Annotated in this window: 17 protein-coding genes and 1 pseudogene; 11 read left to right on the forward strand and 7 right to left on the reverse strand. The window is 69.9% G+C overall.

Annotation, left to right across the window (positions count from 1 at the left end; genetic code table 11):
- Nucleotides 1-8 precede the first annotated feature (8 nt).
- The 3 genes from MFF64_RS23275 to MFF64_RS23285 all read right to left on the reverse strand — a co-directional run bounded on the left by MFF64_RS23275 (nucleotide 9) and on the right by MFF64_RS23285 (nucleotide 2,598).
- The gene (locus MFF64_RS23275; RefSeq protein ID WP_099904011.1) at nucleotides 9-1,013 is read right to left on the reverse strand and encodes an inorganic phosphate transporter; all 1,005 of its coding nucleotides are present in this window, start codon (nucleotides 1,011-1,013) and stop codon (nucleotides 9-11) included.
- 9 nt (nucleotides 1,014-1,022) lie between these two features.
- Nucleotides 1,023-1,667 (reverse strand): DUF47 domain-containing protein, encoded by a 645-nt coding sequence (locus MFF64_RS23280; RefSeq protein WP_099904009.1) that lies wholly within the window; start codon nucleotides 1,665-1,667, stop codon nucleotides 1,023-1,025.
- A 223-nt stretch (nucleotides 1,668-1,890) separates the two neighbouring features.
- Nucleotides 1,891-2,598 (reverse strand): TetR/AcrR family transcriptional regulator, encoded by a 708-nt coding sequence (locus MFF64_RS23285; protein ID WP_207768137.1) that lies wholly within the window; start codon nucleotides 2,596-2,598, stop codon nucleotides 1,891-1,893.
- A gap of 388 nt (nucleotides 2,599-2,986) precedes the next feature.
- On the opposite strand from MFF64_RS23285, the gene MFF64_RS23290 reads away from it, so the two are divergent.
- The 9 genes from MFF64_RS23290 (at nucleotide 2,987) to MFF64_RS23330 (ending at nucleotide 11,627) form a co-directional block, all read left to right on the forward strand.
- Entirely contained in the window at nucleotides 2,987-4,123 is a 1,137-nt protein-coding gene (locus MFF64_RS23290; RefSeq protein WP_238192552.1) for an ABC transporter substrate-binding protein, read from the forward strand.
- A 22-nt stretch (nucleotides 4,124-4,145) separates the two neighbouring features.
- Nucleotides 4,146-5,018, forward strand: a complete 873-nt coding sequence (locus MFF64_RS23295) for a branched-chain amino acid ABC transporter permease (RefSeq protein ID WP_238192553.1) — start codon at nucleotides 4,146-4,148, stop codon at nucleotides 5,016-5,018.
- A gap of 1 nt (nucleotide 5,019) precedes the next feature.
- A complete protein-coding gene (locus tag MFF64_RS23300) occupies nucleotides 5,020-6,003 on the forward strand; it encodes a branched-chain amino acid ABC transporter permease (RefSeq protein WP_238192554.1) in 984 nt (327 codons plus the stop codon).
- Nucleotides 6,000-6,830 (forward strand): ABC transporter ATP-binding protein, encoded by an 831-nt coding sequence (locus MFF64_RS23305; RefSeq protein ID WP_099903367.1) that lies wholly within the window; start codon nucleotides 6,000-6,002, stop codon nucleotides 6,828-6,830. Before MFF64_RS23300 ends, MFF64_RS23305 begins: the two co-directional genes overlap by 4 nt.
- Complete coding sequence (locus MFF64_RS23310; RefSeq protein WP_099903365.1) at nucleotides 6,827-7,546, forward strand: ABC transporter ATP-binding protein; 720 nt, start codon at nucleotides 6,827-6,829, stop codon at nucleotides 7,544-7,546. The genes MFF64_RS23305 and MFF64_RS23310 overlap by 4 nt, the downstream gene beginning before the upstream one ends.
- Before the next feature lie 111 nt (nucleotides 7,547-7,657).
- Nucleotides 7,658-8,851 (forward strand): FAD-dependent oxidoreductase, encoded by a 1,194-nt coding sequence (locus MFF64_RS23315; protein WP_238192555.1) that lies wholly within the window; start codon nucleotides 7,658-7,660, stop codon nucleotides 8,849-8,851.
- Nucleotides 8,852-9,045: 194 nt separating this feature from the next.
- Nucleotides 9,046-9,825 (forward strand): alpha/beta fold hydrolase, encoded by a 780-nt coding sequence (locus tag MFF64_RS23320; RefSeq protein ID WP_238192563.1) that lies wholly within the window; start codon nucleotides 9,046-9,048, stop codon nucleotides 9,823-9,825.
- A 42-nt stretch (nucleotides 9,826-9,867) separates the two neighbouring features.
- Nucleotides 9,868-10,899, forward strand: a complete 1,032-nt coding sequence (locus MFF64_RS23325; protein WP_238192556.1) for a 2,5-dihydroxypyridine 5,6-dioxygenase NicX family protein — start codon at nucleotides 9,868-9,870, stop codon at nucleotides 10,897-10,899.
- A 74-nt stretch (nucleotides 10,900-10,973) separates the two neighbouring features.
- Entirely contained in the window at nucleotides 10,974-11,627 is a 654-nt protein-coding gene (locus MFF64_RS23330) for an isochorismatase family protein (RefSeq protein WP_238192557.1), read from the forward strand.
- 104 nt (nucleotides 11,628-11,731) lie between these two features.
- Here the strand turns inward: MFF64_RS23330 and MFF64_RS23335 are convergent, their stop codons facing one another.
- Complete coding sequence (locus MFF64_RS23335; protein ID WP_238192558.1) at nucleotides 11,732-12,721, reverse strand: DUF6662 family protein; 990 nt, start codon at nucleotides 12,719-12,721, stop codon at nucleotides 11,732-11,734.
- Nucleotides 12,722-12,965: 244 nt separating this feature from the next.
- Entirely contained in the window at nucleotides 12,966-13,484 is a 519-nt protein-coding gene (msrA, locus tag MFF64_RS23340) for a peptide-methionine (S)-S-oxide reductase MsrA (protein WP_238192559.1), read from the reverse strand.
- A 217-nt stretch (nucleotides 13,485-13,701) separates the two neighbouring features.
- On the opposite strand from msrA, the pseudogene MFF64_RS23345 reads away from it, so the two are divergent.
- Together MFF64_RS23345 and MFF64_RS23350 are read left to right on the forward strand one after the other, a co-directional pair.
- Nucleotides 13,702-13,920 (forward strand): annotated as a pseudogene (locus MFF64_RS23345) (hypothetical protein); the annotation flags it as partial.
- A 509-nt stretch (nucleotides 13,921-14,429) separates the two neighbouring features.
- Nucleotides 14,430-16,883 carry a PAS domain-containing protein gene (locus MFF64_RS23350; RefSeq protein WP_238192560.1) on the forward strand — a complete coding sequence of 818 codons (2,454 nt, stop codon included), beginning with the start codon at nucleotides 14,430-14,432 and terminating at the stop codon, nucleotides 16,881-16,883.
- Between the two features lie 322 nt (nucleotides 16,884-17,205).
- On the opposite strand, the gene MFF64_RS23355 is transcribed toward MFF64_RS23350, so the two are convergent.
- Nucleotides 17,206-19,248, reverse strand: coding sequence for a YgiQ family radical SAM protein (locus tag MFF64_RS23355; RefSeq protein WP_099904743.1), 2,043 nt, complete (start codon nucleotides 19,246-19,248; stop codon nucleotides 17,206-17,208).
- A 492-nt stretch (nucleotides 19,249-19,740) separates the two neighbouring features.
- The coding region (locus tag MFF64_RS23365; protein WP_238192561.1) for a MetQ/NlpA family ABC transporter substrate-binding protein at nucleotides 19,741-20,023 on the reverse strand (283 nt) is incomplete at its 5' end.

A 20,023-nucleotide genomic window follows, 5' to 3' on the forward strand; every position in this document is an offset into this window, starting at 1 on the left:
GGCGAGGCTCAGGCCACCAGGGCCGTCAGGGCATAGGCGCCGGCGCCGATCAGGGCCGCGGCCGGCAGGGTCAGCACCCAGGCGACCACGATGTCGCTCGCCACGCCCCAGCGCACCGCCGAGGTGCGCCGCGCCGCGCCCACCCCGACGATCGCCCCGGTGATGGTGTGCGTGGTCGAGACCGGCACCCCGAGCCAGGTCGCCCCGAACAGGGTGAGCGCCCCGCCGGTCTCGGCGCAGAAGCCCTGCATCGGCGTGAGCCGGGTGATGCGCGAGCCCATCGTGTGCACGATCCGCCAGCCGCCGAGCAGCGTGCCCGCCGCCATCGCCGCCTGGCACGACAGCACGACCCAGAGCGGCACGTGGAACGCGGGTCCGAGATGGCCCTGGCTGAACAGCAGGACCGCGATGATGCCCATCGTCTTCTGCGCGTCGTTACCGCCATGGCCGAGGGAGTAGAGCGAGGCCGAGACGAATTGCAGGAAGCGGAAGCGGCGGTCGACCGCGAAGGGCGTGGAGCGCACGCAGAGCCACGAGACGACCAGGACGAGGAGCAGGGCGAGGACGAAGCCGAGCAGCGGCGAGAGCACGATGGCCGCCGCGGTCTTGCCGAGCCCGCCCCAGACCACCGCCTGCCAGCCGGCCTTGGCAAGGCCCGCTCCGACGAGGCCGCCGACCAGCGCGTGCGAGCTGCTCGACGGGATGCCGAGCACCCAGGTCAGGACGTTCCAGGCGATGGCGCCCGCGAGCGCGCCAAAGATCACCCGCGCGTCGACCAGGCTCGCCTCGACGATACCGGTGCCGAGCGTCTGGGCGACGTGCAGCCCGAAGAACAGGAAGGCGATGAAGTTGAAGAACGCGGCCCAGATCACCGCGTATTGCGGCCGGAGCACCCGCGTCGAGACGATGGTGGCGATCGAGTTGGCCGCATCGTGCAGGCCGTTGAGGAAGTCGAACAGCAGCGCGACGGCGATCAGACCGGCGAGCACCGGCAGCGAGAGGGCGGCCTCCACAGCGGGCTCCTACACGTTCTCGATGACGATGGCGCTGATCTCGTTGGCGACGTCCTCGAAGCGGTCGACCACGTCTTCCAGGTGGCCGAGGATCTCGCTGCCGATGATGTAGGCCATGGGGTCGCTGCGCCCATGCGCGTGGTAGAGGGCCTTGAGACCCTGCTCGTGCAAAGCGTCGGAGCGTCCCTCGACCCTGATCACCCGCTCGGTGAGTTCGGACAGACGGCCGGACTGCTTGCCGACGGCGTTGAGGAGCGGCACCGCCTCGGCGGTGAGCCGGGCGGCCTCCAGGACCGTGCCGCCCATCTCCCGCATGACCGGGTCGAAGGTCCTGACCTCGAACAGCGTGATGGTCTTGGCGGTGCGGTTCATCTGGTCGATGGCGTCGTCCATCGACTGGATCAGATCCTTGATGTCGCCGCGGTCGAAGGGCGTGATGAAGCTGCGGCGCACCGCCTCCAGCACCTCGCGGGCGATGTCGTCGGCCTCCTGCTCGCGCTCGGCGATGAGCCTGCACCAGCGCGGCACCTCATCGCCGCCTTGAAGCAGCGCCTCCAGCGCCTCGGCGCCGGCGACCAGCGTGCGGGCATGCCGCTCGAACAGGTCGAAGAAGCGATCTTCCCGCGGCATCAACGCCCGGAACCAGCCCAGCATGCCCGATCGCCCCACTCGTCGCGACTGTATGCGGGGATCTGGAAGCCGGCTAAGTTCCTGCAAGGGGGTCGCGGCGCCAATCTCGTCCGCGCGGACGAAGGCGGGCGGATCTGCCGGTGTCTGGTAGCGGAACGCTGGTGGGATGCGGCACGAGCGGGCACACCGCTTCTCCTCCCGGAGGACGCGCTGATGCATGCGATCCAGCGCAATGCCCGCGCCGTGGTCAGCCCGCCCCGGATTTCCCGTCGAAGTCGCCGCCGCTCAGCATCCCGGCCGTCGCGAAGCCGACGATCTCGTCCAGCAGCTCGGCCGAGTCGGTCTCGATGCCGGGTTCGATCTCATCGAGGCGATGGGTATCCGAGAAGGCGTAGAGATAGGCGCCGATGACCAGCGTCAGCCGCCAGGAGATCGTCTTGCGCGACAGGTGCGGCATCGCGCGCGCGAGGGCGTCGGCATAGGCCCGGGTCGAGGCGTCGTAGGCGTGGCGCCGCAACGGGTAGGAGATCTCCGGCGGCTCGGTGTGGAGGCGCGCCTGCAGCCGCAGGAACATCCGGCCGCCGGGCGTCGCGCGCATCTCCAGCGTCGGCGCGAGGAAGGCCGCGATGATCTGCCGGACGGTCGGCGCCGCGGCGCCGGCCGACAGCGCCTCCAGCCGGGTGCTGCGCTCGTCCGAGATGGTGACCGCGCGCCGCAGGAAGACGGCCTCGTACAGGCCGAGCTTCGAGCGGAAATAGTAGTTGATCAGCGCCTGGTTCACGCCGACCTTCTCGGAGATCTCGCGCAGGGTCGTCCCGGTGAAACCGTTCGTCGCGAACTGCTCCTCCGCGGCGTCGAGGATCGCCGTGCGGTAATCCTCGTTGCCGACGGGCCGGCCGGGGCCCCCCTGGGGACCGCGCTTCTTCTCCTTCACCCCCAGGATCGTGGTGGACACGCGCATCCCTTTCCGCACCGGCATTCGATCTTGACCGCACCCTAGAGCCCTGCCCGATCGCCGTGCAATCGAGCGAAGCGCCGGGCTCCCGTAGCCACAGGCTCCTCCACACCGGGCTGGCCCTTCCCTCGGCGTGAGGCGCCCCGGCCGCGCTCCGTCCGGACCGGCTTGTGCGATCGCTCGGGTCGCCTGCTGCCCAGCGACTGCGCATCTGACGAAATTTTGCATCGCACAATCTTCGATCTTGCATAAAAATTCCGCATTCCAGGGGCTGGCGCGGGCTGCCATCGCTGTTACGCTCTAATTAATGATACGTTTAATTAACACGCGTGTCGCGGCCTTTCTGGCCACCGCGGATCTTTACGACGAACCAATCAGGAGACCGGGAATGGGGCAGAAGCGTTTGCTGCTCGCGGCCGCCGCGAGCGCCTGCATGGCCGGCGCCGCCGGGGCGGCGGAGCCGATCAAGGTCGGCCTCATCGAGCCGCTCTCCGGCTCGGTCGCCTATAACGGCCAGTCGGTCGTCGAGGGGGCCAAGCTGGCCGCGAAGGAGATCAACGACCGGGGCGGCATCGACGGCCGGCCCCTGGAGCTGATCGTCGAGGACGGCCAGTGCGCGCCGGCCAACACCGTCAACGCAGCGGAGAAGCTGATCCAGAACGACCGCGTCTCGGTCCTGATCGGGGCGTTCTGCAGCTCGGCGACGGCCGCGATCATGCCGGTGGCGGACAAGTACAAGCTGCCGCTCGTGACCGGCGTCTCCTCGAAGGCCGATCTGACCGAGCAGGGCAACCGCTACTTCTTCCGCGCCGCCGAGACCGACGCGCTCCTGGCCCGCGCCTTCGCCAAGATCATGGCGCGCGACCTCAAGCTGAAGAGCGTCGCCTATATCGGCGTCAACGACGATTGGGGGCGCGGCGGCGTCGCCGAGTTCTCCCGCGACCTCACCGAGCTGGGCGTCAAGAGCACCCTGGTCGATTACTTCGATCACGGCTCGACCGACTTCTACACCCTGCTGACGCGGATCCGGGCGGCCGAGCCGGACGGCGTGTTCGTGGCGGCCGAGACTCAGGACGGCTCGATCCTGCTCAAGCAGGCCAAGGAGATGGGCCTCGAGGCGAAGATCTTCGGCGTCGGCTCCTGGGCCACGGAGGATTTCATCAAGCTCACTGGCGAGGCCGCGGAGGGGATCTACGCCGCGGTTCCCTACGCCTCGACGATCCCCGGCGACACCAACCGCAAGTTCGTCGAGAGCTACGCCAAGGCCTACCGCAAGCAGCCCGGGAAGTACGGTGCGGCCGGGTACAACGCCGTCAACATCGTGGCTCAGGCGATCGACCGGGCCGATTCGACCAAGGCCGAGGCGATCCGCGAGGCGCTGGCGAAGACCGACTACGAGGCGCCGAACGGGCATTACCGCTTCACCCCGAAGGGACAGGCCTACGGGTTCTCGGCCGTGCTCGTGCAGTTGCAGGGGGCGAAGCCCGTCGTCGTCGCGACCTCGCCGGTCGAGGCCGGCCAATAGGCGAGCGAGGGAGAGGCGGCTGATGAACCTCGCGCTGCAATTCCTGGCCAACGGCCTGGTGACCGGAGCGTTCTACGCCCTGTCCGCCCTCGGCCTGACGCTCATCTTCGGCCTGATGCGGGTCGTGAACTTCGCCCATGGCGAGTTCTTCATGCTCGGCGGGGTGCTGGGCTGGGTCGCGACCGCGGTGCTCGGCCTCGACTTCGCCACCGCCTTCGTCCTGGTGGTGGCGGCGATGGGCGTCCTCGGCTGGCTCGTGGACCGCTTCATGATCGAGCGGGTGCGCGGGCACGGCGAGGAATCGACGATCCTCCTGACCATCGGCCTGTCGATCTTCCTGGCCAACGCCACCCTGTACCTCGCCGGCCCGGCGCCGATGAAGGTGCCGGCGCCGCTCACCGGCAAGCCGCTCTTCCTCGGTCCGGTCGTGCTGACGAAGTCCCGGCTGGCGGCGGTCGCGGTCAGCGTGGTCCTGGTCCTCGGCGCCTATCTCGTCATCCACCGCACCCGGATCGGGCGGGCGATGCGGGCGACCTTCCAGGACGCGATGGCGGCCAAGCTGTCGGGCATCCGCACGGAGCGGATCTTCGCCGCGACCTTCGCCCTCGGCACGATGCTCGCCGCCTCGGCGGGGATGCTGCTGGCCTCGATCTACTCGGCCCAGGCCTCCGTCGGCGGCCTCGTCAGCCTCAAGGCCTTCGTCGTCGTGATCCTGGGCGGGATGGGGAGCTTTCCCGGCGCCATCGCGGGCGGGCTGATCCTCGGCCTCTCCGAGGCCTTCTGGGGCGGCTACGTCTCGACCGGGACCGTCGACATCGTCGGCTTCGTGATGGTCATCCTCATCCTGCTCTTCCGGCCCCGCGGCCTGTTCTCGCTCAACGCGCAAAGGGCATGACATGACTGGCGAACGCTCGTCGCTCCTCTTCGTCCTGGTCCTGGCCGCGGTCTTCCCGTTCGCGGTCCAGAATCCCTACATCCTGCACCTCGCGGTCATCGCCGGCATCTACGTCGTCCTGGCCACCAGCCTGAACCTGATCGTCGGCTATGTCGGCGAGTTCTCGCTCGGCCACACCGCCTTCTTCGGCATCGGGGCCTACGCCGCCGCCCTCCTGTCCACCGCCGCGGGGCTGCCGATCTGGCTCACCGTGCCCCTCGCCGGGCTCCTGGCGGGCCTGTTCGGAATCGTCATCGGGGCGATCACCCTGCGGTTGCAGGGGCCTTACTTCGTGATCGTCACGCTCGCCTTCGCGGAGGTGCTGCGCATCGTGGCGACCAACTGGATCGGCCTCACCAACGGGCCGATGGGGATCGCCGGCGTGCCGCAGCCGGCAAGCGTCGCCGCGGCCGGCATCGTCGGCGGCAAGCAGATCTACTACTTCATGGCCGCCGGCATGGTGGCGGTCTCGCTGTATCTCGCCTGGCGCCTCGTGCGCTCGAATTCCGGCCGGGCCGCCGTGGCGGTGCGGGAGAACCGCTTCGTCGCCCAGTCGATCGGCGTCGATCCCTTCCTCACCGCGATGCACGTCTTCACCCTCAGCGCGGTGCTCGCGGGCTTCGCCGGCGGCTTCTACGCCCACTACGTCTCGTTCGTCGGGCCCGAGGTCTTCCGCTTCTCGTTCATGGCCTCGATGATCATCATGGTCCTGATGGGCGGCAAGGGCACGCTGCTCGGCCCGGTCCTCGGTGCCGTGATCGTCGTCGGGCTGGAGGAGTACCTCCGGCAGGCGCAGGAGCTGCGACTGACGCTGTTCGGCCTCATCGTGATGGCCGTGGTGCTGTTCGCCCCCAACGGCCTGATGGGACTGCTGGCGCGCCGCCCGGCCTGGCTCGCCCGGCGCGCCGCCCCGGCCCTCGTCTCGAACCAGGGAGAGCCGGCATGAGACCTGAGACGACGGCGTCCCCGGCCGCGCCGCTGCTCCGCGCCGAGCGCCTCTCGATCACGTTCGGCGGGATCAAGGCGGTCACCGATTTCGACCTCACCGTCGGCGACGGCGAGATCGTCAGCCTGATCGGCCCGAACGGCGCCGGCAAGACCACCTGCTTCAACATGCTGACCGGCTTCTACCGGCCGACCGGCGGCACCGCGCAGTTCCGCGGCCAGGTGATCACCGGCCTGAAGCCGCACGCCATCGCCCGCAGGGGCCTGGTGCGCAGCTTCCAGAAGACCAGCGTCATGAAGAACCTGACCGTCTTCGAGAACGTCGTGACGGGCCACTATCTCCAGACGCGCCAGAGCCTGATGCAGACGTTCCTGTTCGAGGGGGCGTCGAAGCGCGCGGCGGAGGCCGCCCGGCAGCGCTCGGCCGAGATCGTGCAGCTCCTGGGGCTCGGCACGCGGAGCGAGACGCCGGCGCATCACCTGTCCTGCGGCGACCTGCGCCTGCTCGAGGTCGGCGTGGCGCTCGCCGCCCGGCCGACGCTCCTGATGCTCGACGAGCCCGCGGCCGGCCTGAACACCGCCGAGGCGAACGCCTTCGGCGAGGTGCTGCGCACGATCGTGGCGACGCAGGTCCGCTCGCTGCTCCTCGTCGAGCACAATATGGGGTTGGTGATGGGCGTCTCGGACCGCATCGTGGTGATGAATTTCGGCCGCAAGCTGATCGAGGGCACCCCCGCGGAGATCCTGGGCAGCGACGAGGTCCGGGAGGCGTATCTGGGCAAGGGAGCGGCGGGCAAGGGAGCGGCGGGCAAGGGAGCCGGCCGATGAGCGCCCGCACGGTCCTGGCGGTCTCCGACCTCACCGCGGCCTACGGCAACGCCACGGCCCTCCACGGCGTGTCGCTCGAGGTGCGCGAAGGCGAGACCGTCGCCCTGATCGGCGCCAACGGCGCCGGCAAGAGCACGACGCTGCGCACGATCTCCGGGCTGCTCGCCGCCCGCTCCGGACGGATCGCCTGGGAGGGCAAGGACATCACCAACTGGCCGGCGGACCGTGTGGTCGCGGCGGGGCTCTCGCACTGCCCCGAGGAGCGGCACGTCTGGCCCGAGATGACGGTCGAGGAGAACCTCCGGCTCGGAGGCTACCTGTGCGGGTCGCGACGCGAGGTCGACCGGCGCGCCGCCCTCGCCTTCGGGCGCTTCCCGCGCCTGCAGGAGCGCGCCGGCCAGCTCGCCGGGACCCTCAGCGGCGGCGAGCAGCAGATGCTCGCGATCGCCCGCGCCCTGATGTCGGAGCCCCGGCTCCTGATGCTCGACGAGCCGAGCCTCGGCCTCAGCCCGAAGATGGCCGAGGACGTGTTCGCGGTCGTGCGCGACATCAACCGGCACGGCGTCACGGTGCTCTTGGTGGAGCAGAACGTCCACAATGCCCTGTCGGTCGCGAGCCGCGCCTACGTGCTCGAGACCGGACGGGTGACCGCCGAGCGGAACGCCGGGGACCTGCGCGACGACCCGGACCTGCTGCGGACCTATCTCGGCGGTTGACGGAACCGGGCGGCAGGCGCGTCGTACCCTCTAAATAATTAACTGATTAATTACCCCGTGGCGGCCTCGCCTGGCCTGGCTCCCGGGACGGACGGGTGAGGAGTTGCATCGATGAGGATCGGCATTATCGGCGGCGGGATCGGCGGCACCGCGACGGCCTACGCGCTGCTGCGCCAGGGCTTCGACGTCACCATCTTCGAGCAGGCGGCGGCCTTCGGCGAGGTCGGCGCCGGGGTTCAGATGACCCCGAACGCCGTCAAGGCGATCAAGGGGCTCGGCCTCTCCGACAAGCTCCTGCGCGCGGCCTTCTACCCGAAGGCGATCGTCGGCCGGAACTGGCAGAGCGGGCGCGAGAACTTCCGCATCGACCTCGGCGACGAGTTCCGCCGGCACTACGACGCCCCCTTCATCCACATCCACCGAGCCGACCTGCTCGACGTCTTCGCGACCGAGCTGCCGTCGGAGATCTGCCGCTTCGGCCGCCGCTGCGTCGGGGTGGTGCAGACGGAGACCGGCGCGCGGGCCGAGTTCGAGGGCGGCGAGACCTTCTCGGCCGACCTGATCATCGGCGCGGACGGGGTGCGCTCGGCAGTGCGGGGCGCGCTGTTCGAGGCGGGCGACCTGCGCTGGACCGGCCACCAATGTTACCGGGCGCTGGTGCCGACGGACGGCGTCGTCGATGACGTCAACCCGGACAGCACCTTCTGGATGGGACCGAACGCCCACGTGGTGACCTACTACGTCAAGGGCGGCCGGATGGTGAACATCGTGGCGGTGACCGAGGCGTCGGAGTGGGTGGCCGAGAGCTGGAGCACCCGCGCCTCCCGCGACCAGATGCTGGCCGACTTCGCGGGCTGGCAGCCGACCCTGCAGACGCTCTTCGCCCGCGTCGACGAGGTCTACAACTGGGGCCTGTTCGACCGCGACCCGATGCAGACTTGGTCGAAGGGCGCGGTGACGCTGCTCGGCGACGCCTGCCACCCGATGCTGCCGTTCCTGTCACAGGGCGCCGCGATGGCGATCGAGGACGCCTACGTGCTCGCCACCGCCCTGGCGCTGCATCGCCGGGATCTCGGCGCGGCGCTCCAGGCCTACGAGGGCGAGCGGCTGCCGCGCACCGCCCGGGTCCAGCTCGAGGCGCGGGAGCGCGGCCGGACCTACCACCTGCCGAGCGAGGAAGAGATGGCGGCCCGCGACGCGGATTATGCCCGCCGCGCCAAGGAGGACCCGCGCACGACCGGCATCAACACCGACTGGGTCTACGACTACGACCCGCGCGCCTTCGCCCGCGCCCTCGCCGCCTGACCGGCCGTGCCGCACCGACGGGCCGTTCTTCAGGTCCGTGATCGGGCTCGACCTCGTCGACACCCGCATCGCGGGCGGCGGCACGCTGCTCTCGGGCCTCTACTGAGCCGGCGCGAGCGAGGAGGAACGGTCATTAAGGAGGAATGGACTTGGCTCTTGACGACTCGGCTCTCGACGACTCGGCTCTCGACAACTTGCCGCTCGGCTACAACGTTCACGCCAACGGCATCCGCCACCACCTGATCCACCATCCCGGCCACGGGCCGACGCTGCTGCTGATCCCGGGCATCACCTCGCCGGCGGTCACCTGGGGCTTCGTCGCCGAGCGCCTGAGCGCGGCGTTCGACGTCCACGTCCTCGACGTCCGCGGCCGCGGGCTCAGCCAGGCGGGCGACCTCGACTACTCCCTCGACGCGATGGCGGACGACGCGATCGCCCTCGCCGCCGGGCTCGGCCGGCCGATCGTGCTCGGCCACTCGATGGGCGCGCGCACGGCGATCCGGGCGGCGCGGCGGGCTCCGGACGCGGCCTCGGGGCTGATCCTCGTCGATCCGCCGGTGAGCGGGCCGGGGCGCCGGGCCTACCCCTCGCCCTGGTCCTGGTACGAGGAGTCGATCCGCCTGGCGCAAGCGGGCTGCTCGGCCGAGGACATGAAGCCGTTCTGCCCGACCTGGACCGAGGCGCAGCGGGCGCTGCGGGCCGAGTGGCTGCACACCTGCCAGCTCGACGCAGTCGCGACGACCTATGCGGGCTTCCACACCGACGACATCCACCAGGACCTGCCGCACCTCGCGACGCCGGCCCGCCTCGTCGTCGCCGGCGGTGCGCCGGTGATCCAGGACGAGGACGTCGCCGAGATCCGGCGCCTCGCCCCGGCGATGGAGGTGCGGGTCGTTCCGGGCGCTGGCCACATGATCCCGTGGGACGACCTCGAGGGCTTCCTGGCGGCAGTGATGGATTTCCGGGCGGGCTGATGCGCCCGCCTGCACGACCCCGAAGAGGAAGGACTGAGCGAGATGGATCACTTCAGCTTCACCGAGATCTGCCTGCACCAGCTGACGATGTCCGGCGTGCGCGAGGGCGAGCGGCTCGTGGTGCTCACGCAAGGCAACCAGCGTCTCGACTACGCCGATGCGTTCATGGCTGCCGGCCAGCGGCTCGGGGCGCGGATGTACCACATGCGCCTGCCCGCGACGCCGCCGGCCGGCGCCTGGGCCGTCGGCCAGACCGGGCTCGCGGCGATGCCCGAGGCGGTGGAGGCGCTGAAGGCCGCCGACATGCTGATCGACTGCATCTTCCTGCTGTTCTCGCCCGAGCAGATGGCGATCCAGGCGGCGGGCACCCGCATCCTGACCGCGGTGGAGCCGCCGGAGCTGCTGGCCCGGATGCTGCCGAGCAAAGAGCTGCGCGAGAAGGTCGAGATCGGCGCCGAGTACCTGGCGAAGGCGAAGGTGATGCGCATCACCTCACCGCACGGCACCGACGTCACCTACACGCTCGACACCTACCCGACCGTCGCGGAATACGCCTGCACCGACCAGCCGGGCCGCTGGGACCACTGGCCGTCGGGCTTCGTCTTCACCGGCGGCGACGACGACGGCGTCGACGGCACGATCGTGGTGGCGCCGGGCGACATCCTCCTGCCGCAGAACATGTACGTGCGCGAGCCGATCACCTACACGATCGAGAAGGGCTGGATCACCGACATCCGCGGCGGCCTCGAGGCCGAGCTGGTCAAGTCCTACATGGCCGGCTTCGACGACCCGCGCGGCAGGGGCATGAGCCATGTCGGCTGGGGCATGAACCCCAAGGCCCGCTGGCACGGCATGGTGCCGGGCGAGTTCCCGGGCGGCATGGGCATGGAGCCGCGCTCGTACTACGGCAACGTGATGTTCTCGACCGGCCCGAACAACGAGCTCGGCGGCCCGAACGACACCGCATGCCATCTCGACATCCCGATGCGCGGCTGCTCGCTGTTCCTCGACGGCGAGCCGATCGTCCTTCACGGCGACCTCGTCGTGAAGGACATGCAGATGAGCCGCGCCTGACGCCGACGGCCACCCGATGCCCGCCGCCACGGTCCCGGCCCGGGACCGTGGCCCACCGACCCCGCGAGGCTCCCATGTCCCAGCACATCGCCGCCCAGGACACCGTCTATGCCGGGGCCGGCTTCGGCGCGCCCGTCCCGCGCGGCACCCGGCCGGCCTTGCTGGTCGTCGACTTCAGCTACGGCTTCACCGACACGCGCTACCCGACCGCCTCGGACATGAGCGCCGAGATCACCCGGACCCGGCTTCTGACGGAGGCGGCCCGCACGGCCGGCATGCCGGTCGTCTACACGACGATCGCCTACACGCCGCTGGAGCGCGACAGCCTGCCGTGGCTGAAGAAGGCGAAGGGCATGGCCGACCTGATGGCCGGCTCGCGCCTCGTCGCGATCGACGAGCGCTGCGGCATGACACCGGGCGACGCCCTGATCGTCAAGCACGGCGCCTCGGCCTTCTTCGGCACCAACCTCGCGGCACTTCTGACGGGTGCGCAAGTCGACACCGTCGTGGTGACCGGCGCGACCACCTCGGGCTGCGTGCGCGCGACCGTCGTCGACGCGGTGCAGTCCGGCTTCAACGTCCTCGTGCCGCGGGATTGCTGCGGCGACCGGGCGAAGGGCCCGCACGAGGCCAACCTCTACGACATGCACCAGAAATACGCCGACGTGACGGATTCGGCCGAGATCCTGGCCTGGATCGGCCAAGTCGCCGCCACGCGGCGGCCGTAGCGGCCGCCCGAGACCCACGCCACCGAACTCGGGACCAAACAGCACGAGGATCGCACCCCGTCCTGGTGGCAGGACGCGGTCCTCGACCCGGCCAGCGGACCTCATCAGAATTCGACGCCGAAGCGGACGCGCAGGTTGTGACGCGAGAACTGGGCCAGGTTGAACGCCCGGTCGGAGAAGTCCGGGTCGCGGTCGTGCCCGAACACCTGCGTCGAGTAGGCCAGGGTGAGAAAGCCCTTCTCCATGACCTGATAGTGCAGCACCGGGCCGATGAAGACGGCGTGGCCCTCGAAGCGGTTCAGGAACGCCCCGTCATACGCGCGCAGGTACCTTGCCTCCGGTCCCACGAAGAGGCTGCCCGCCACCTTCGCCATCAACGTGCCCGAGAGCGAGAGCGTCGAGGACCGGTCGACCGCCCCGGCGCCCTTCAGCCGCGACACCTGGGGGTCGTAGATCAGGTTGAGGCCGGCCCACAGCGCGTCCGGCACCAACCGCATGTCGGCGATGAGGCGGTTCTCGACGCTGAACACGTCCGCGCCCTGGCCCTCGACGGGCGTGATCCGGGCGTATTGCGGTTCGGCCTGAAGCGCCACGCTGAACGGCCGATCCTCGGTGCGCTTGAAGAACTGATACTTCAACTCGACCGAACCGCCGTTGAAGGTGCCGAAAGACTTGTCCGGTACCCCCGCGATGTTGCGGCTGTCGCGGGCGTCGAACCAGAGGCCCGGCTCGATGCTGAAGTTGTCGGTCGGGTCGTACTGGTAGCTGATGAGAGGCTGTGCCGCGCTGTAGCCTGACCGGCCGGGCCCGTCCCGGCGCTTGCCGAAGCGGCCGACGGTGTCGACCAGCACTTCCTGCTGGCCCTTCTTGCCGGTGTCGGTCCCCTCGGTGAACCCGAAGAGGTTCTCGGTATCGACCTCGTCGGGCACGTCGCCCGTCTCGGCCGCCTGCGCCTTGTTGGCCGCCTGCACCTTGCGCCCGTTGCCGCCCGCTGGGGTATCGCCGGCTCGGGCGGGCGCGGCAACGGCCAGCAGCCCCACGAGGAGGAGCGCCACACGGCAGTGCAGGTCGAGCATGAGAGGAACGATGGGCATGACCGGCTCCGGAACCGGTGCCTTCTATATCGAGGATGCCCGTCCTGGATGCGGCTGTTTCGCGACACCCGGGGATAACCGAGCCGAGGAACGGGTTGATCGCGGGTTCGAACAGCCGGGCTGGAGACACGCTCGGGCTTCGAACGCGCTCCACACCCTGTCCCGGTGGCCGGTGCAGACCGACGAGGACGAATTCGTCGTCCGCTGGCTGTTCGAGCACGCCACCGGGCGTCAGGCCGACGGCTCAGCTGTCCTGCGTCGCCGGCGAGCGCGAGGGCAGCACCCAGTTCGGCCTGACGAAGTGACAGGTGTAGCCGCCGGGTCGGCGTTCCAGGTAATCCTGGTGCTCCGGCTCGGCCTCCCAGAACGGGCCGGCGGGCGCCAGCTCGGTCACGACCTTCCCGGGCCACAGACCGGAGGCGTCGACGTCGGCGATGGTGTCCTCCGCGACGCGGCGCTGGTCGTCGTCGGCGTAGAAGATGGCCGAGCGATAGCTCGGCCCCCTGTCGTTGCCCTGCCGGTTCGGCGTCGTGGGGTCGTGGATCTGGAAGAAGAACTCCAGCATGCGCCGGAAGCTGGTCCGGGCCGGATCGTAGATGATCTCGATGGCCTCGGCATGGGTGCCATGGTTGCGGTAGGTGGCGTTGGCCACGTCGCCGCCCGTGTAGCCGACGCGGGTCGACACGACGCCGTCCTGGCGCCTGATGAGATCCTGCATGCCCCAGAAGCACCCGCCCGCCAGCACCGCTCTCTCGGTTCGCATCGTCGTCTCCCGTCAATCGCCTCGCAGGTCCGACCTATATGGGGTTGAGGGTGAGGCTTTTCCCCCGGCCGTCATCGGGAGTGCTGGTCACGGACCGGCTCGGGCACTCTCCCTCCCGGCCGAGCCAGGTATGGACGGGCGGCACCCGGCGCGCATCGGTCGCCCGGTCGCTGGATGAGGGAACGCGCGTCGCTTCCCGCCCGACCGAACCGTCTGCCTGAGCGGCGAGACGGACGAAACTCGCTACCTGCTGGGCGAGAAGGACGGGATCGTCGGCGTCCCCGGCTACGCCGTCCGGCCGCCGGTCCGACGTGAGAAGCCGCGTGTGTCGGCCCTCACCGGTACGGACATTCCCGAGATTCTGCCCGAGATCCAACCCAAGATCCTGCCCGAGATCCTGGCGCTCGCACCCGACCCGGATCTCGCCCTCTCGGATGCCGACGGAGGCACGCGCGCAGGTCGAATGCCATGAGCCGCCCGGCCGGCGGTGTCCCGCCTCGACGACGCCTGCCCGGGTCCCGACAGTCCAGCTCGTGGAGTTGTGGATCGGTCGGCGACCGACCGGCAACTTCCGCGTTGTCTTCCGCGACCGAGGGTGGGACATGACGATGGCAGGCGACAAGAACACCGACGACCTCCCCCCAGTCACGGAGGATATCGGCCTGCCGACGCCGCCCAGTCCCGGCCGCGTGCCTCCGCCGCATTTGCCGCCTCCCGGACAGGGCCAGGGGGAGACCGGCAACGATCGTCCGGAGCCTGCGCCGCCCGGGGACGAGGCGTGACAGGCCGTCCGATTGCGTGGCCCGTCGCCGTGGGCGATAGGCGCCGCATGCAGGCCCGCCCCTCGGTTCCCCTTCCACTGGGTTCGTGCGAAGCCCCAGACCTCTGTCCGCCACGCTCCACGGAGCATGCCGGCCGCACCGTGATTGCGAGGACCGATCCGGCGTGAGCGACCCGTTCTCGTTCCTTCCGTCAGGCGGCGTGACGGGCGCCGAGATCCGCGCGCGCGACTGGTCCGGCACCTCTCTCGGCCCGCCCGAGGCGTGGTCGCCGATCCTGAAGAGCACGCTCGGGCTGATGCTCGCCTGCCCCACGGCGATGTTCCTCGCCTGGGGCCCCGACCTGCTCTGCTTCTACAACGACGCCTACCGCCCGATCCTCGGCTACCGCCTGGAGGCGGCCCTGGGGCGGCCGTTCCGGGAGGTCTGGGCCAGCATCTGGGACGAGATCGGGCCGCTCGTCGACGCGACGCTCGCCGGCGACAGCACCACCGTCACCGACATGCCCCTCGACCTCTCGCGCGACGGCAGGCCCGAGCGGGGGTGGTGGTCCTTCAGCTACTCGCCGGCCATCGACGAGGCCGGCAGGGTCGCCGGCCTGTTCTGCGTGACCGCCGAGACCACCGCCCGCGTCCTCGGCGAGGCGCGCTTACGCGAGAGCGAGGACCATTACCGGCACACGGTCGAGCTGAACCCGCAGGTGCCCTGGACCTGCGACCCGCAAGGGAACATCACCTCGTTCTCGAACCGCTGGCTGACGCTGACCGGCCAGGGACCTCGCGATCCGTACGGGTCCGGCTGGATCAAGGCCCTGCATCCCGAGGACGTCCCGTCCACTGTCACGATCTTCACGGCCTGCCTCGCCTCGGGCGACCCCGTCGACGTCGACTACCGCATCCGCGTGGCCGCGACGGGCGAGTACCGCTGGATGCGCGCCCGCGCCCAGCCCCGCCGCGATGCGACGGGCGCCATCGTCGCCTGGTACGGCGTCGTGGAGGACATCCACGACCGCAAGCTCGCCGAGCGGGACCTGCGCGCGCTGAACGCGACCCTGGAGCGCCGCATCGAGGAGGCGCTCGCCCAACGCAAGCTCTGGGCCGACGTCTTCGAGATCACCGATGCCCTCGTCTGCGCCCTCGGCCCCGACTTCCGGCTGCTCGCCATCAATCGCGCCTACGCGGACGAGTTCGAGGCCATCTACGGAATCCGTCCCCGCGTCGGCGACGACCTGATCGGCCTCCTGGCCCACGTCCCCGAGCAGCAGGCCCAGGCGCGGGCGATCTGGACACGGGCGCTGTCGGGCGAGGCGTTCACGCTGATCGAGGAGTTCGGCGATCCCGACCGCAAGCGGCCCTCCTACGAGCTGGCCTTCACTCCGCTGCGCGACGCCGAGGGGCGCCGGATCGGCGCCTTCCAGTACGCGACCGACGTGACCCAGCGGCTGCGCGACCAGGAGCAGCTCGCGAAGGCCGAGGAGGCCCTGCGCCAGGCCCAGAAGATGGAGGCCGTCGGGCAGTTGACCGGGGGCGTAGCGCACGACTTCAACAACCTGCTCACCATCATCCGCTCGTCGGTCGATCTGCTGCGCAAGCCGGACCTGCCGGAGGAGCGCCGGCGGCGGTACATGGATGCGGTCTCGGACACGGTGGATCGCGCCGCCAAGCTGACGGGCCAGCTCCTCGCCTTCGCCCGCCGCCAGCCGCTGAGACCCGAGGTCTTCGACGTCGGTGGACGGATCGCCTCCACCGCGGACATGCTGGCCTCGGTCACGGGCGCCCGCATCCGGGTCGTGGTCGAGGCGCCGACGACGGCCTGCCACGTCCTCGCGGATCCCTCGCAATTCGATACCGCGCTCATCAACATGGCGGTCAACGCCCGCGACGCGATGGAGGGCGAGGGCACGCTCATCCTGAGGCTCGAATGCCGTCGCGGCCTGCCGGCGATCCGCGGACATGCCGGCACGAGCGGACCGTTCGTGGCAATCTCCGTCATCGACCAGGGCACGGGCATCGCCCCTGCGGAGCTTCCGCACATCTTCGAGCCCTTCTTCACGACCAAGGAGGTGGGCAAGGGCACGGGGCTGGGCCTCAGCCAAGTCATCGGGTTCGCCAAGCAATCCGGCGGCGACGTCGACGTGGCAAGCGAGCTCGGCCGAGGAACGACCTTCACCCTCTACCTGCCCCAGGCCGAGCCGCCCGCGGCGGAGGTTGCGCACCAGCCGCGGGCGGCGCTCGACGGGCAGGCGCTGTGCATCCTCGTCGTCGAGGACAACCTCGACGTCGGGCGGTTCTGCACCCAGATCCTGGAGGAACTCGGGCACGGCACCGTCTGGGCCAGGAACGGCGAGGAGGCCCTCGCCGAGATCGAGCGGGACCCGGACCGGTTCGACGCGGTGTTCTCCGACGTGGTGATGCCCGGCATGGGCGGGATCGCGCTCGCGAGACGCCTCCGGGCGCTCCTGCCCGACCTGCCGATCATCCTCACGTCCGGCTACAGCGACGTTCTGGCGCGCGAGGGCACGCACGGCTTCGACCTCGTGCGCAAGCCCTACTCCGCCGCCCAGGTCGCCGAGGCGTTCCGGGCCGTCCCGGGGCGGCGGCGGACGGCCAGGGCGACCTGAGGGCGAAACCCGGTCGGCCCGACCGCGTGGAGGGCTGCCGAGGGTGACGGGCCGTCCTTGGACGATCGCCCGAAAGCCGACATTCGGGTTCGCGCCCGGCCCGGTCGTTCCGGCCCGTGGATCGCCCGGTCCAACGCGAAGGAGGGACCGGCACGTGAGACGAGGTCCGGACGATTCCTTCCGGACTTCGTCTCAGCAGCCCGCGCGGCGCCTGAGCGAAGCCGATTTCCGCATGGCGAGGCAATCGGGCGGACATCGTGCGACGACCGGCCCGGGTCGGAGGCCGCCATGAGGACGCCCGTTCATCAGGCGCGCGGAGCCGTCACTTCCTCAGCGGCACGCCCTTCGTGGTGAACCGCTGCCCGCCGCCCGCGTGGCGCACGGGTCGCGGCTGGCCGCGCCCCTTGCCCGCGCCGGAACCCGTGCCCGGCGGCTGCGAGAACGGCACGAGCTGGTCCGGCCTCGGCCCGATGAGATCGGCGCGGCCCATCTCTCTCAGCGCCTCGCGCAGCAGGGGCCAGTTCTCGGGGTCGTGGTAGCGCAGGAACGCCTTGTGCAGCCGGCGCTGCCGCAACCCCTTGATCGCCTCGACCTGCTCGCTCGCGCCGCGCCGCACGCCCCGCAGCGGATTGATCTCGGTGTGATACATCGCCGTGGCGGTCGCCATGGGAGACGGCAGGAACGTCTGGACCTGGTCGGCGCGATAGTCGTTCTTCTTGAGCCAGAGCGCGAGGTGCATCATGTCCTCGTCGGTCGTGCCCGGATGCGCCGCGATGAAGTACGGGATCAGGTAGTATTTCTTGCCCGCCTGCTTGGCGGCAGCCTCGAACATCTCCTTGAAGCGATCGTACGTGCCGATCCCCGGCTTCATCATCTTGTCGAGGGGGCCGCGCTCGGTGTGCTCGGGCGCGATCTTCAGGCGGCCACCGACGTGATGGGTCACGAGCTCCTTGACGTATTCGGGGCTCCTGACCGCGAGGTCGTAGCGCACGCCGGAGGCGACCATCACCTTCTTGACGCCCTTCACTTCGCGGACCTTGCGATAGAGCCGGATCAGGTCGTCGTGCGAGGTGTTCAGGTTGGGGCAGATGTCCGGGAACACGCAGGACGGCAGCCGGCACGCCGCCTCGATCTTCGGATCCTTGCAGGCCATCCGGTACATGTTCGCGGTCGGCCCGCCGACATCCGAGATCACGCCGGTGAAGCCCGGCGTCTTGTCGCGGATCCGCTCGATCTCGCGCAGGATCGAGCCCTCCGAGCGGTTCTGGATGACGCGGCCCTCGTGCTCGGTGATGGAGCAGAAGGTGCAGCCGCCGAAGCAGCCACGCATGATCGTCACCGAGAACTTGATCATGTCCCAGGCGGGGATCTTCGCGTCGCCGTAGGACGGATGGGGGGCGCGGGCGTAGGGCAGATCGTAGACCGCGTCCATCTCGTCGCTGGTCAGCGGGATCGGCGGCGGGTTCAGCCACAGGTCCCGGTCGCCGTGGCGCTGGACGAGCGGGCGCGCATTGCCGGGGTTGGCCTCCCGGTGCAGCACCCGCGAGGCGCGGGCATAGGCCTCCTTGTCGTCCTTGACGTCGTCGTAGGCGGGGAGCCGGATCACGGTGTCGCCGGCTTTTCGCGCCGCGGCCTCATCGGCGGAATCGAGATCGTCGGCGGGCAGCTCGGTGTAGTGCTCGGGCACCCGGCGGAACAGGGCGACGCCGCGCACGGAGTCGATCTCGTGCGGCGCCTCGCCGGCGGCCATGCGCTTCGCCACCTCGACGACGGCGCGCTCGGCATTGCCGTAGATGAGCAGGTCGGCCTTGGCGTCCGCCAGGATCGAGCGGCGCACCTTGTCGGACCAGTAATCGTAGTGAGCGATGCGGCGCAGCGACGCCTCGATGCCGCCGAGCACGACCGGCACGTCCTTGTAGGCCTCGCGGCAGCGCTGCGTGTAGACGATGGTGCAGCGGTCCGGGCGCTTTCCGCCCTCCCCGCCGGCCGTGTAGGCGTCGTCGTGGCGCAGGCGGCGATCCGCCGTGTAGCGGTTCACCATCGAATCGAGGTTGCCGCCGGTGACGCCGAAGAACAGGGTCGGCTTGCCCAGGACCTTGAACGGCTCCGCCGAATGCCAGTCGGGCTGCGCGATGATGCCGACCCGGAATCCCTGCGCCTCGAGCAACCGGCCGATGATGGCCATGCCGAAGCTGGGATGATCCACGTAGGCGTCGCCCGTCACCAGCACGATGTCGCAGGCATCCCACCCGAGCGCCGCCATCTCGGCGCGGCTCATCGGCAGGAACGGCGCCGCCTTTCCGTCAGGCGGCGATGTGCAGGCCAAGGGGGCCAGGGATCGTTCGGCGGAAGCGAGGAGTTGCATAGGGTCGATGCATAGGCCGCCGAGACCGCGAGATCAACGAATGGCAGGGCGTGGCCCCTGTATCGAGGCGGCCGAGCCTCGCTTCCAGCCTGCGTGAACCGCCCCGGGTTTCTCGGAGGTGTTGTCTTGTGTCAGGCGGCCAGGGCCTGGTCGCCGACGTGTGCATGACAGTGCGCTTCGGCCTCGGCGGGAGGGACGTTGCTGATCCGTGCGAGCGGGCAACGATGGTTGGACCAGCCGACCTACTCCAGGGTTGGCGCACTCGACCGCCTCGAAGGAGCGCCAGGGGCCGCACCAGTGGATCACCCCGGATCAAGTCCAAGCCAAGTTCTTCCGCACGCCGTAGACGTGGAAGTTCGCCTCGAACACGCGCTGGATCTCCATCATCAATGCGGCGTCGCCGCGCGCTCGCACGGGCAGCAGGGCACGCGCCCGCGAGCACCCCGCGACCGGCGCTACAACGTGGACCTCCAGCGAGCGACGGGGGCTGTTTCAACCGCCGTGAACCGGCACCACCGAGCCCCGGTACTTCTCGCGGATGAACGTCGCGACCTCGGGCGAGGCGAGGAGCACCGAGAGGCGCTGCACCCGCGGGTCCTTCGCAAGGGCCTGCGTGGTGACGAAGATGTTGGCATAGGGGTTGTTCTCCGCCTTCTCGAGCGCCAGCGCGTCCTTCGCCGGGGTCAGGCCGGCCTCGAGCGCGTAGTTGCCGTTGATGATCGAGGCTGTGTGAAAACGCCCCGATCTGCTAAGCTTGCACCGATCTGAGGAGGTC

This window comes from Methylobacterium frigidaeris (assembly GCF_022179185.1).
Lineage (GTDB): Bacteria > Pseudomonadota > Alphaproteobacteria > Rhizobiales > Beijerinckiaceae > Methylobacterium > Methylobacterium frigidaeris.